Source organism: Acinetobacter sp. YH16056_T (assembly GCF_024605895.1).
GTDB classification, from domain to species: domain Bacteria; phylum Pseudomonadota; class Gammaproteobacteria; order Pseudomonadales; family Moraxellaceae; genus Acinetobacter; species Acinetobacter amyesii.
In genome coordinates this window covers 2,143,592-2,156,656 of the sequence record NZ_CP094545.1, presented here as the reverse complement: position 1 = coordinate 2,156,656, position 13,065 = coordinate 2,143,592, and the positions used below count along the sequence as shown (strand labels likewise).

Annotated in this window: 10 protein-coding genes and 2 pseudogenes; 9 read left to right on the top strand and 3 right to left on the bottom strand. The window is 39.9% G+C overall.

From position 1 onward, the window contains the following. The first annotated feature begins 39 nt into the window (after positions 1-39). From MST17_RS10705 to MST17_RS10690, 4 genes and pseudogenes are all read left to right on the top strand, one after another. Positions 40-1,386 carry a dicarboxylate/amino acid:cation symporter gene (locus MST17_RS10705; protein WP_180009487.1) on the top strand — a complete coding sequence of 449 codons (1,347 nt, stop codon included), beginning with the start codon at positions 40-42 and terminating at the stop codon, positions 1,384-1,386. Positions 1,387-1,557: 171 nt separating this feature from the next. Beyond that, positions 1,558-2,028, top strand: a pseudogene (locus tag MST17_RS10700) (acyl-CoA dehydrogenase family protein); the annotation flags it as partial. Between the two features lie 55 nt (positions 2,029-2,083). Continuing rightward, positions 2,084-2,785, top strand: a complete 702-nt coding sequence (locus tag MST17_RS10695) for an IS1 family transposase (protein WP_154320143.1) — start codon at positions 2,084-2,086, stop codon at positions 2,783-2,785. A gap of 29 nt (positions 2,786-2,814) precedes the next feature. Next, positions 2,815-3,477 (top strand): annotated as a pseudogene (locus MST17_RS10690) (acyl-CoA dehydrogenase family protein); the annotation flags it as partial. A 145-nt stretch (positions 3,478-3,622) separates the two neighbouring features. Here the strand turns inward: MST17_RS10690 and MST17_RS10685 are convergent. Beyond that, complete coding sequence (locus MST17_RS10685) at positions 3,623-4,153, bottom strand: DJ-1/PfpI family protein (RefSeq protein ID WP_180027225.1); 531 nt, start codon at positions 4,151-4,153, stop codon at positions 3,623-3,625. A 572-nt stretch (positions 4,154-4,725) separates the two neighbouring features. On the opposite strand from MST17_RS10685, the gene pheA reads away from it, so the two are divergent. The 4 genes from pheA to MST17_RS10665 all read left to right on the top strand — a co-directional run bounded on the left by pheA (position 4,726) and on the right by MST17_RS10665 (position 9,733). Further along, positions 4,726-5,835, top strand: a complete 1,110-nt coding sequence (gene pheA, locus MST17_RS10680; RefSeq protein ID WP_180027224.1) for a prephenate dehydratase — start codon at positions 4,726-4,728, stop codon at positions 5,833-5,835. A 69-nt stretch (positions 5,836-5,904) separates the two neighbouring features. Further along, positions 5,905-6,996: a histidinol-phosphate transaminase gene (gene hisC, locus MST17_RS10675; protein ID WP_078189092.1), complete on the top strand. Its 1,092-nt coding sequence runs from the start codon at positions 5,905-5,907 to the stop codon at positions 6,994-6,996. Between the two features lie 3 nt (positions 6,997-6,999). Further along, positions 7,000-9,249 (top strand): bifunctional prephenate dehydrogenase/3-phosphoshikimate 1-carboxyvinyltransferase, encoded by a 2,250-nt coding sequence (locus MST17_RS10670; protein WP_180027223.1) that lies wholly within the window; start codon positions 7,000-7,002, stop codon positions 9,247-9,249. Between the two features lie 112 nt (positions 9,250-9,361). Next, positions 9,362-9,733, top strand: coding sequence for a hypothetical protein (locus tag MST17_RS10665; RefSeq protein WP_180020847.1), 372 nt, complete (start codon positions 9,362-9,364; stop codon positions 9,731-9,733). Between the two features lie 84 nt (positions 9,734-9,817). On the opposite strand, the gene MST17_RS10660 is transcribed toward MST17_RS10665, so the two are convergent. After that, the gene (locus MST17_RS10660; protein ID WP_180027222.1) at positions 9,818-10,342 is read right to left on the bottom strand and encodes a hypothetical protein; all 525 of its coding nucleotides are present in this window, start codon (positions 10,340-10,342) and stop codon (positions 9,818-9,820) included. Positions 10,343-10,624: 282 nt separating this feature from the next. Continuing rightward, positions 10,625-11,251 (bottom strand): alpha/beta hydrolase, encoded by a 627-nt coding sequence (locus tag MST17_RS10655; protein ID WP_180027221.1) that lies wholly within the window; start codon positions 11,249-11,251, stop codon positions 10,625-10,627. Positions 11,252-11,375: 124 nt separating this feature from the next. On the opposite strand from MST17_RS10655, the gene yaaA reads away from it, so the two are divergent. Beyond that, entirely contained in the window at positions 11,376-12,158 is a 783-nt protein-coding gene (yaaA, locus tag MST17_RS10650; protein ID WP_180027220.1) for a peroxide stress protein YaaA, read from the top strand. Positions 12,159-13,065 lie beyond the last annotated feature (907 nt).

Here is a 13,065-nt window from a genome sequence, read left to right as displayed (position 1 = left end):
ATATTTCTTTGAAGCAGAAATATATCGTGAAGTAATGTCATGGCTAAAAAACCAATTTATAAGTCACTATATTTTCAAGTGATCGTTGCCATTATTGCGGGTGTTTTGGTGGGGCATTTCTCACCAAGTGGCACGCAAATTATCAATGGTACCGAGCAATACGTAAAAGGCTGGGGTGAATTGTTCTATCCACTAGGACAAGGTTTCATCAAGCTGATTAAAATGATTATTGCACCTGTGATCTTCTGTACCGTGGTGAGTGGTATTGCAGGTATGGAAAGCATGAAATCTGTGGGTAAAACAGGTGGCGTCGCTTTACTATACTTCGAAATCGTTTCGACCATCGCACTCATTATTGGTCTTGCAGTGATTAATATTGCAAAACCAGGTGTAGGCATGAACGTAGATCCAGCATCTTTAGATACTTCAGGTATTTCTAAATATGTTGAATCTGGTGCAGCACAATCTACCCAAGATTTCTTTATGAATATCATCCCAAACACCGTTGTTGGTGCGTTTGCTGAGGGTGAGATTCTTCAAGTTCTATTATTTGCCTTATTATTTGGTTTTGCATTGCATAAACTTGGTGATGCAGGTAAGCCTGTATTGAAGTTTATTGATCAAATTGCACATGTATTCTTTAACATTGTAAACATGATCATGAAGCTTGCGCCAATTGGTGCCTTCGGTGCGATGGCTTATACCATTGGTAAATATGGTATCGGTAGTTTGGCGCAATTGGGTCAGTTGATCATCTGCTTCTATATTACCTGTTTGCTGTTTATTTTCCTTGTACTTGGCTCAATTGCACGTATTTGCGGTTTCAGTATCCTCAAAATGATTCGTATGATTCGCGAAGAGTTACTGATCGTACTGGGTACGTCTTCTTCTGAATCTGTACTGCCACGTATGTTGAAAAAACTCGAACTTGCTGGTGCAGAAAAATCTGTAGTAGGCCTTGTTATTCCAACAGGTTATTCATTTAACCTAGATGGTACGTCTATTTACCTGACTATGGCGGCGATCTTTATTGCACAAGCGACCAATACACCGCTTGATATTTCGCATCAGATCACGTTGTTGTTGGTCCTACTCATCTCATCTAAGGGTGCTGCGGGTGTGACGGGTTCAGGCTTTATTGTCATGGCTGCAACACTTTCTGCTGTGGGGCATATTCCTGTTGCTGGTTTGGCATTGATTCTTGGTATTGACCGTTTCATGTCAGAAGCACGTGCATTAACGAACCTTGTAGGTAATTCTTTGGCAACGATTGTGGTTGCAAAATGGGTGGGTCAATTAGACAAAGAAAAACTGGATTTTGCTTTAGCAAATCCTGAAGAAATTGACCGTCAGATGCAAGAAGAAGGCAATGCACATCATGCCTAAGGCAGATGCTGTGATGTAAAAGATGTCATTTAAAAAGGAAGCTTCGGCTTCCTTTTTTAATGCAGGACTAAAGCCAAATTTGAACGCTTTAGTTTTTAGGCATGACGGCTGTTCTAAACTGCAATAGGATGGAGTTCAACAAAACAACAAACTTAACCAAGGAAGAAACACATGCTGGCTTATGATGCAGACTTAGAATTATTTCGAGATAACTTTCGCCGTTTTATGGCAGAGCATGTCGCACCACATTATGAGCAATGGGAACGTGAAGGCATTATGCCGCGATCAGTATGGAATGCCTTGGGTGAAAATGGCTTTTTATGTGTCGATGTGCCTGAAGAATATGGCGGCTATGGCGTCCCAACGCATTATTCACTGATGTTAGTTGAAGAATCTGCTCGCGCAGGTTTTAGTGCATTATCGACAGGTATTTCATGCCATTCTGAAATTGCAGCGCCGTATATTTTGCACATTGGTTCAGAAGAACAAAAACAATATTGGTTGCCGAAAATGGTCACGGGTGAAGTGGTCGGTGCTATTGGTATGACAGAGCCGGGTGCAGGTTCGGACTTACAGTCTATGCGCAGTAGTGCAATTTTGCAGGGTGATCATTATCTGCTCAACGGTTCGAAAACCTTGGTGGTGTTTCAAAAAGTATGCTGAAAAAAAGCAGGTTGGATTTTGATAAAATAGAGAAATGCGAATAACTCTAGAAATCAAGTGTCCAGCCTGCCTAAGTGACAGTATAAAGAAAAATGGCACAAAAGTAGATGGTAAGCAAAATTACCAATGTAAAATATGCAGACGTCAATTTATTGGTGATCATGCTCTCAGTTATCAAGGCTGTCACTCAGGTATCAAAACCAAAATATTACACCTCATGGTGCGAGGCAGTGGTGTCAGGGATATAGCAGAAATTGAAAGAGTAAGTATCGGTAAAGTTCTACGGACACTTAGCCAATCAAAATATCAACTTCGAGCACAGCAAAGTCATTATGAAACCCTTGAAGTAGATGAGTTTTGGACTTTTGTTGGTCATAAGCAAAATAAACAATGGCTAATTTATGCCTATCATCGAGAAACAGGTGAAATTGTTGCTTATGTATGGGGTAACCGAGATTTAGCCACTGCAAAACGACTTAAATTAAAATTGAAGCAGTTAGGTGTAAGCTATACATGTATATCAAGTGACCATTGGGATAGCTTTGTTACGACCTTTAAAGAATGCAAACAGTTGATTGGTAAATTTTTCACTGTGGGTATAGAAGGCAATAATTGTCGATTACGGCATCGGATCAGGCGAGGCTTTAGGAGAAGCTGCAACTTCTCCAAAAAGCTTGAAAATCATTACAAAGCCTTTGATTTAGCGTTCTTTTATATCAATAATGGATTCGTTTAATGCCAGCATACTTTTTGAAACACCACCGTCAACATGCAGACCTAGTGGTATTGGCGGCGAAAACCGATCCACAAGCACGTGCCAAAGGCGTGTCATTACTTTTAGTCGATACACATTTGGATGGATTTAAGAAGGGTACTAACCTCGACAAAATTGGTCTGCATGCGCAAGACACTTCAGAGTTGTTTTATGACAATGTCAAAGTGCCGAAAGAGCAACTTTTGGGTCAAGCTGGACAAGGCTTTGCTTACTTGATGCAAGAGTTACCGCGTGAACGTACTGCGATTGCTTCGACTGCAATTGGTGCGATTCGTGGTTCCATTGATGTGGCAACGCAGTATGTCAAAGAGCGTCAAGCGTTCGGACAGGCGATTGGACAGTTTCAAAATACTCGTTTTGTATTGGCGCAGGCTAAGATTGACGAATTGGCTACAGCGGCATTTTATAATCAAAATGTTGAGCTTTATATGCAAGGCAAACTTGATGTTGAAACTGCAGCAGCACTCAAGAGCTTTTCTACCGATATGCAAATGAAAGTGGCCCATAATCTACTTCAATTATTTGGTGGCTATGGTTATATGACGGAATATCCAATTTCACGTTTCTTTGTCGATGCACGTATTCAGCAAATCTACGGTGGCACCAATGAAATTATGAAAGAAATCGTGGCACGAAGTATTTTAGGTCGATAAGCAAATTATCAGGCTGAAATTAAAATAGCGAAGTGAAGACTTCGCTATTTTTTTTAGGATGTATTTCTATAGAGACGATGTATTTCTATAGATTTGCGTGTGTGAATTAGATTATGCGGTTGAGTTTGAGTGAATATATTGAGATCTATGATAATGACGGTTGCCCCAAAACTTGCAGACAGACTTCAATAAATTCAGACGTATCTGAAGTACTACGCGACGATATATACAGGTTATTATCATTCACGACCGATTGATCCGACACCACCACACCTGCGTTTAACAAAGCAGATTTCAGCGTTTCAGATTGGGCGAAATGGCGACCTTGTATGACACCAGCTTCTAATAACAGCTGTGGACCATGGCAACTGCTCAAAATCGGCTTTTGGCTATCTGCAAAATTACGAACAAAATAGATAAAACGGTCATCTAAAGCCAGTTTCTCGGGGGAATAACCGCCGGGGATAAATAAGGCATCAAAATCATGTACAGAGGCGTCGTCGATACTCTGGTCAATGGTGATCTGGGAACGGCGTTTAATACCGTAAACAATTTTTCCAACCTGATCTTCGATATTGATAATGCTGTGCCGAGCGGCTCGAAAGGCCTCCACAGGCTCAAGGTACTCAATATCTTCAAAATCGTAGGTCACTAACACTGCAATTTTCTTGTGCATACTTGTACCTATGGGTCTGTTATTTTTTTTCTGATATTTAGACTACAAAGCAACGAAAAAAATTACCTGTGTCTTTTGTAATAAATGCGTCAATGACTGTAAACACTAGATGAAAGTGCCTATTAAGTCACTGAAAAAACGATCAATGACCAAGTGTTTATATAGATCATCTTTAAGTTTCAAATTATTTCTATGCCATGAAAGCCAAGTTTTGAAATTTTTATTTTGCTTCAAGTATTGAGAGCAAAATTTAAAACTGAAATGACCAATGAAACAAATTGATTGATGGGCTTATACAAGGGGATGGATCTGATGCAAATTTGGAGGAAAAGAGAAGGTCTATTTATTGTGCTGCTCAAGATGAATGATCAATAAAGCCGTCAAAAGGTAAGATTTGCCTTAATTATGGCTTTACCTATCAGTTTGGCTGTTTTGGCTCTTAAGTTAAGCTGATGAAGCTTTAATCAACTGTCTGTTTTTAAGGCTGAAACCATCAAAGTCGTATTGCGCAACATTTGAAAGCTAACTATTGTTATACTGTTTGCAAAATTTTTTTGAAGGGCGACATAACAATGATCAACGATGATCAAAACACTCCGACTTCTCTGGACTTAGCTCAAATTCGTGAAGATATCGACTCTGTTGATATGCAGATTCAACAACTTATCAACCGTCGTGCGAAACTAGCTGAAGCTGTGGCAAAAGCAAAATTTGCTGCAGAAGAGAATCCATTGTTTTATCGTCCTGAACGTGAGGCGCAAGTTTTACGTAAAGTTATGGATCGTAACGAAGGCCCATTGTCTGATGTGACAATGGCACGTTTATTCCGTGAGATCATGTCGGCTTGTTTAGCCCTTGAAGCACCGCAAAGTATTGCGTTCTTAGGTCCAGTTGGGACTTATACACATTCGGCTGTTTTAAAACATTTCGGTCAAGACGCTGTTGTTCGCCCTCTTCCAACGATTGATGAAGTATTCCGCGAAGTAGAAGCAGGCAGTGCGCACTATGGTTTAGTGCCTGTAGAGAACTCATCTGAAGGGGTAGTGAACCATACTTTAGATTGCTTTAAATCTTCACATCTCAATGTTATTGGTGAAGTGGAACTGCGTATTCATCACCAATTCCTTGTGTCTGAAAATACACGAAAAGACAGCATTAAACAGATTTATGCACATCAACAAACTTTGGCGCAATGCCGTGGTTGGTTAGATGCACATTATCCGGGTGTAGAACGTGTTGCACTCAGTTCAAATGCAGAAGCTGCACGCCGTATTCGTAATGAATGGCACTCTGCGGCAATTGCCTCTGAAGTTGCTGCGAACATCTATAACCTCGAGATTTTGCATAGCAATATTGAAGACAATCCTGAAAACACCACACGTTTCTTGGTGATTGGTCGTGAAAAAGTGCCACCATCTGGCAATGATAAAACTTCATTGTTGATTTCTGCGCATGACCGTGCGGGGGCATTACTTGAAATTCTTGCACCGTTTGCCAAGCATAATATTAGCTTAACAAGTATCGAAACACGTCCTGCCTTGCCTGAAAAATGGGCTTATGTATTCTTTGTGGACTTGGAAGGTCATGTTGAGCAAGAAAACGTGAAAGCGGCAATTGAAGAAATTCGTCCATTGGTTAAAGAAATTCGTGTATTGGGTTCATATCCGATTGCTGTTCTTTAAGATCACAACTGTGATCAATTCCATCAGGAGTTGATCACCTTCATCATTTGAAAAAACTGGAAGTGTAAAATGACGTTTGTCCCAGCCAATGAAGGCATTGCAAAGCTAAAGCCTTACCAACCAGGTAAACCAATTAGTGAACTTGAGCGTGAGTTGGGTATTACAGATATCGTAAAACTCGCATCAAATGAAAACCCATTGGGTTGTTCTGACAAAGTGAAAGAAGCGGTTGCTGCTGAACTTGCAGAAATTGGTCGATATCCGGATGGTGGCGGTTTTATTTTGAAAGACCAAGTTGAAAAACAATTTGGTATTGCACATGACCGCATTACGTTAGGTAATGGTTCAAACGATCTTCTAGAAATTTTCGCTCGTGCTTTTGTTTCAGAGCAAGACTCTGTGGTGTATAGCCAACACGCATTTGCTGTGTATGGTCTGGTGACACAAGCCATTAATGCTGAAGCGATTGAAGTGCCTGCAAAAGGTTTTTCACATGACCTAGATGCAATGGCTGCGGCAATTAAAGACAATACTAAATTAATTTTTATTGCGAACCCAAATAATCCAACAGGTACATGGTTTGAAGAAGCTGAATTTGAAGCGTTCATGCAAAAAGTACCTGCAAATGTGATCGTGGTTTTAGATGAAGCTTATGTGGAATATTTCCCAGAAAACTTCAACAGCTTAAAATTCTTAGATCAATACGCAAACTTAATCGTTAGCCGTACCATGTCAAAATGTTATGGCTTGGCTGCGTTACGTGTTGGTTTTGCCTTGGCTTCAGTTGAAGTGACGGATTTCCTTAATCGTATTCGTCAACCCTTTAACGTAAACCATCTTGCAATGGTGGCTGCAGTTGCTGCACTTAAAGATGAAGCATTTATTGAAAAATCACGCGTAGTGAACAAAGCGGGTATGGCTCAACTTGAGTCAGGCTTTGATGCTTTAGGTTTAGCGTATGTGCCTTCACGTGCCAACTTCATTTTAGTAAATGTAAAAGCAGATCCTGCACAGACGTTCAATGCTTTATTAAAAGAAGGTGTGATTGTTCGTCCAGTTGGTATCCCTGAGCATTTACGTGTATCAATTGGGACTGAAGCTGAAAATGCTAAATTCTTAGCTGCCTTGGCTAAAGTTTTGGGCTTAGAGGCTAAAGCTTAAGTCATGTCTGTGCCACTATTTGAAAAAGTTGCTTTTATTGGGCTTGGGCTGATTGGCTCAAGCCTAGCTCGCGTCATGATTGCTGAAGGTTTGGCTAAGGAAATTGTGGCGTCTACGCGTTCACAAAAAACTTTAGAAGATGCAAAAGCTTTAGGACTTATTCAGCAGGGTTATAGCGATCCTGCCGAAGCGGTCAAAGGTGCAGATCTCGTTGTTTTGGCTTTGCCTGTACGTGCGACACAAAAAGTCCTTGAAGCGATCAAGCCTTATCTATCCGAACAGACGATTATTACCGATGTTGGAAGTACCAAAGGCAATGTCGTTGATGCAGCGAAAGCAGTCTATGGTGAGAAATTACCTGCTGGTTTTGTACCGGGGCATCCGATTGCGGGGGCTGAACTAACAGGTGTGCATGCAGGTAAGGTAGATTTATTTGCTAATCACAAAGTGATTTTGACACCTTTACCAAGCAGTGCAGATTGGGCTGTAGAGAAACTGATTCAATTGTGGCAAGCTGCCAAAGCGGAAGTGATTTGCATGGATGTGGAAAAACACGACGAAGTGTTGGCCCATACCAGTCATCTTCCGCATTTGATGGCATTTAACTTGGTTGAGCAACTTGCGAACCGAGAAGACAATTTAGATATTTTCCGTTATGCCGCTGGCGGTTTTCGTGATTTCTCACGCATTGCTGCAAGCGACCCACATATGTGGCATGACATCTTTTTTGCCAATAAAAAGGCAATTTTAAATGCGGTAGATGGCTTCGAAAAACAATTGGCTATTCTTCGCAAACTGATTGAAGATGAAAACTCACAAGCGTTGATGGGACTGTTGGGGCATGCACAAGCGGCACGCCAACATTTCAATCACATGCTCGCAAAGAAACCACTGATGGAGAAAAATAAAGTGACGACACAGCAATTCAAAATTTTACCGGGTCCAAAGCAATTCCAAGGTAAATTTACTGTGCCAGGTGATAAATCTGTGTCACATCGCTCTATCATGTTTGGTGCTATTGCAGAAGGCACAACGCATGTCACTGGTTTCCTTGAAGGTGAAGATGCCTTGGCAACCCTCCAAGCATTCCGCGATATGGGGGTGAGTATTGAAGGCCCTAAAAACGGCGAAGTCACCATTCATGGTGTAGGTATGCATGGTTTAAAAGCACCTGCAGGCGCTTTGTATATGGGTAACTCAGGCACTTCAATGCGTTTGCTTTCAGGCATGTTGTCGGCACAGAAGTTTGATTCGGTGATGACGGGTGATGCGTCATTATCAAAACGTCCAATGGAACGTATTGCCAAACCATTACGTGAAATGGGTGCGCAAATTCAAACTACAGGTGAGCGTGGTACGCCGCCCGTGTCTATTTCCGGAAGTCAAAACCTGAAAGGTATTCACTACGACTTACCAATGGCATCTGCACAAGTAAAATCCGGTATTTTGTTGGCTGGTCTTTGGGCGGAAGGTGAAACTGTTGTCACTGAGCCGGAACCAACACGTGACCATTCAGAGCGTATGCTTCGTGCATTTGGTTATGACGTGAAAACAGAAGGCAACCGCATTTCACTTCAAGGTGGCGGCAAGTTAGTCGGTACAGACATTCAAGTACCCTCTGACATTTCATCTGCAGCATTCTTTATGGTGGGTGCAGCGATTACTGAAGGTTCAGATGTCACACTTGAAGCGGTCGGCATTAATCCAACACGTACAGGTGTGATCGAAATTTTAAAACAGATGGGTGCTGACCTGACTGTTGAAAATGAACGTATCGCTGGCGGTGAGCCGATTGCAGATATTCGTATTCGTGGTTCACGTACACTCAAAGGCATTCATATGCCAGAAGATCAAGTACCATTGGCGATTGATGAATTCCCAGCGTTATTTATTGCTGCTGCATGTGCAGAGGGTCAAACCATTTTGACTGGTGCAGCTGAACTTCGAGTGAAAGAGTCGGATCGTATTCAAGTGATGGCAGATGGCCTAAAAATTATGGGTATCGATTGTACGCCAACCGAGGACGGCATTATCATTGAAGGTCAAGGCAAAGCGGGTGAGTGGGGTGCAATCTTCACAGGTGGTCAAATCGAATCACATCATGACCACCGTATTGCAATGAGCTTCTCAATGGCAGGTTTACGTACTTCGGGTGAAATTAATATCGTGGGTACAGAAACTGTTGCGACCAGCTTCCCGACATTTACAGAGCTAGCGACTCAAGCTGGTTTAACGATTGCGGTAAGTGAATAAATAATTCACTAAATTTGTATATTTATTCAACAACAGCCAAGCAAATGCTTGGCTGTTTGGTTTTAATTGCTTATGCTAAAACCATACAACAAGAATGTCTTTGGATAGATACATGAGAAAACTACAATTCACCGCCCATAGCGATTCAAATCGAGTTGAAAGCAGTGCTGATACGCAAACTCAAGTGGCTGAGTTTTTAGCAAGTAAGCTTGAGAAATATGGCTTTCAAACGTTATCGCAAAGTGGTGATCAGATTGCAGTCAGTGTCGATCAGCATGAATTGCCACTTTCAGTGACATGTCAGGGGCAGGATGAATCCGGTCGTCTAGTCTGTGAAATTACCTCTTATCCAGATGAAGACCAAGATTGGTTAGATCGTATTACTGAGCAAAGTCTATTGAACCAATTGGCTCAAGCGGTCGAAAACAGTTTAAAAGAAGAAGAGTCATATAGTGAGTTTCAATGGAAACAAATGACGAAATGATCTGAAAATTTGAATTAAAAATCATCCATAAAAAAGCAGCATAGCGCTGCTTTTTTGTTTTTTAACAGAATGTATTGAACAAGGTTATAGACATTCAATATTGATTGGATTAATGGTTCGATTGCTCTTTTTCACATAGTCACACATTTTTTCTGACTCTTGTTCATTGAGTCCCCAAAACACGATCACACCACGTTGATCAGTCAATTTACTATCGCTTAAATAAATATAATGGGTGTCATGATAGTTTTTATCGAGCATATCTTTATATTTTTGATCGGTAAAAGATGAACAAGACGAAATTTCAGCTTCTTTACACACCGAGTCACTTGAACAGCGTTGCTTAAAGGTTGAAATCATATTCATGGTGTCAGTGCTGTTGAGTTGGGCTTCACACACTTGGCTGTTGGGAAAGTCATAGACCATCTTTAAGCTAAAATCACGACCATTGACATTCATCTTGTATGACGCAGTCAAATAGGCTTTGGGACCATCATTGGTTGCAACCGTAGATGCAGGCAAATTCGTTGTTGTGGAGGGCGTTGAATTAAAATAATAAACCAAAGCTGCAATGCCTAGACTTAAAATCACAGCAACAATAAATTTCATTTTTCCCTCTAAATTTTATCTTAATTTTTTGGGGTATTATTTCTGTAGTTAGTCATTTAAACAAGTAAATTATTGGTTTTTCGATAAAAAATTGAGGCGTAATCAAAATTAAACGAGCGTCGGCTTAGGTCATTACATGTTGAATAGATAATGATCACCAATGCATTTAAATGATGGATAAATCGAAAAGTGATATAGGTGAATTTATCTGGAATATTTGTTGAATTAAGCAGTCAATAGGCAAAAAAAATGAGCCAGATAAGCTGACTCATTTTTTGTTTTCTAGACTAAAAAGCGTGAAATCGCGATACGAAGCTGTTTTAGATAACCCGTAAAAAAGTGGTTTGCACCGGGTAAAACCGTGATTAAATGGCGCTGCGGTTTGGCCCATTGAATTAGGTCAGATAATAGTGTGACATTATCTTCTTCACCGTGAATAAATAAAATATCACCCTTAATATGCGGCGTCACATAGTGACGTACACCTGCAACTGTTGTAGTTGGTAGTCCGCATAAAATAGTCTGTACAGGCTGTAATTCTACAGGCAATAGGGCATAGCATTTAGTCATGACATTTGCACCAAAACTAAAACCGCCTGCATAAAATGGTAGGTTTGGATGTAGGTTACGCGCAAATTCAATAACTTGCATGGTGTCTTTGGTTTCACCATTGCCTTCGTCATGTATTCCTGCACTTTGGCCAGAACCACGGAAACTTGGGCGATAGACTACATAGCCACGTTCTAAGAACATTTGCGCTAAAAGCACAGGGACTTTGTGCTGTGGTGTGCCACCTTGCAATGGGTGAGGGTGTGTAACTACCGCGAATCCTTTCACTTCACCCTGTGGATAATCAACAAAAATTTCAAGTTGACCCATCGGCCCTTGAATGAACATTTGTTCTGACATAATTACTAAAATGTGAAAGCGGGAGAGACTATAGTTTACAGATTAATATTATCTAAAACACAGATTGGCTTTGAAATTGCTCTACTGTTATAGTTTGTTTAATTAAAAATTAATCAGGATGTTTATGCTCGCTTTAATTTCTCCAGCAAAAACTTTAGATTACGAAACCGCTTTACCGACTGAAAAATTCACTCAACCACGGCTATTAGATCATTCTGAAGAATTGATCTCAGTCGCACGTAAATTATCGGCAAGTGAAATTTCAAGCTTGATGAGTGTCAGTGAGAAAATTGCGACTTTAAATGTTGAACGCTTCCGAGATTGGCAGCCTGATTTTGATTTTGCCAATGCACGTCAAGCAATCTTTGCCTTTAAAGGTGATGTTTATACGGGTTTAGATGCTTATCAACTTGCAAATACAGACCTTCAATACGCACAAATCCATTTGCGTATGCTCTCGGGCCTCTACGGGTTATTGCGTCCACTGGATTTAATGATGCCATATCGTTTAGAGATGGGGACCAAGTTGCAAAACCCACGTGGACATAACTTGTACGAGTTTTGGGACAATACCATCACCAATCTCATCAATGACGATTTGGAAAAAGCCGGCTCTGAACTTTTGGTCAACATCGCTTCAGATGAATACTATAAGTCGGTCAAAGAATCAAAAATTAAAGCCGAAATCATCAAACCTGTTTTTCTGGATCAAAAGAACGGCAAATATAAAGTCATCAGCTTCTATGCCAAAAAAGCACGTGGCCTAATGGCGCGTTATTTGTTGGAAAATAAAATTGAACGTATTGAAGATATCAAGTCGTTCAATACCGATGGTTATTATTTCGATGCAGAGAGTAGCTTAAAGGGCGAATTGGTCTTTAAGCGAGACGAACAACAAGCCGCTTAATTTCGAAATTGAAAAACTTAGACCGAAAAGAATATGAATAGCCGCTGCTTAGAACTCAGCGGCTTTTTTTATCTTCTTCATTCGAGATGTAATGGTGGGTCTGTGAAATTGATCGTGCTTTAAATTTCGCAGGTGAAATGATCTATGATTTGAGGCTTTTTCCGGAAAAGGCTTCGAAAAAACATTCAGTTATTATCTTGTCTATCAGTCTAAAATATATTACAAAGTTAACATTGATCGAACAAATAGCTTATTAAATGACTTAATAAGATATAAAATTGTGAAATACATCACTTTTTTGTTTAAGTTTTTTGTTATTATAGCTAAATATTTAAACATGAATAAAATTTTGTTATGAAAAAAATACTGATACCAATTTTTATACTCAGCATTGTGTTTTTAGGGTTTAGTGTTTATAAGAATGCAGAGTTAAAGCGACAGCAAGAAATTAATCAGGTGTTCAATGATGATTTGAGCGCATCACCTTATATGCGCTAAAAAAAATCAATCTTGCTGCTTTTGCATTGAGCTCAAGCATGGTCTTGAAGTGTTCGTTTAAATATTGATATTTTATTTTTATATATAATAATTTGAAACTTTATAAAGAAAACAATGTCTTAAATTTACTAAATTGAAAAGCGATGAAAATGTGGAAACATTAAAAAATCAATGTGTTATAATTTGCCGAAATTAATTTGATCAGTATTTATTGATATTAAATACGAATTAAATGACATAAATAGAGGAGCTGCATAGGTTTATGCAGCTTTTTTGTTTGCAAATTTCAACATTTGTACCGTGTTGTATGTTGTTGAAAATAGGATTTTTTAAAGCCTACAATCTGCCGAATTGGCATATTCGTTGCTTAGGCATACACAAAATTAATGATGAATACATGACATGATTA

Coding starts and splice junctions, on each gene's coding strand:
- MST17_RS10705 (WP_180009487.1), top strand. CDS start 40: ATGGCTAAAAAACCAATTTATAAGTCACTATATTTTCAAGTGATCGTT.
- MST17_RS10695 (WP_154320143.1), top strand. CDS start 2,084: ATGCGAATAACTCTAGAAATCAAGTGTCCAGCCTGCCTAAGTGACAGT.
- MST17_RS10685 (WP_180027225.1), bottom strand. CDS start 4,153: ATGCACAAGAAAATTGCAGTGTTAGTGACCTACGATTTTGAAGATATT.
- pheA (WP_180027224.1), top strand. CDS start 4,726: ATGATCAACGATGATCAAAACACTCCGACTTCTCTGGACTTAGCTCAA.
- hisC (WP_078189092.1), top strand. CDS start 5,905: ATGACGTTTGTCCCAGCCAATGAAGGCATTGCAAAGCTAAAGCCTTAC.
- MST17_RS10670 (WP_180027223.1), top strand. CDS start 7,000: ATGTCTGTGCCACTATTTGAAAAAGTTGCTTTTATTGGGCTTGGGCTG.
- MST17_RS10665 (WP_180020847.1), top strand. CDS start 9,362: ATGAGAAAACTACAATTCACCGCCCATAGCGATTCAAATCGAGTTGAA.
- MST17_RS10660 (WP_180027222.1), bottom strand. CDS start 10,342: ATGAAATTTATTGTTGCTGTGATTTTAAGTCTAGGCATTGCAGCTTTG.
- MST17_RS10655 (WP_180027221.1), bottom strand. CDS start 11,251: ATGTCAGAACAAATGTTCATTCAAGGGCCGATGGGTCAACTTGAAATT.
- yaaA (WP_180027220.1), top strand. CDS start 11,376: ATGCTCGCTTTAATTTCTCCAGCAAAAACTTTAGATTACGAAACCGCT.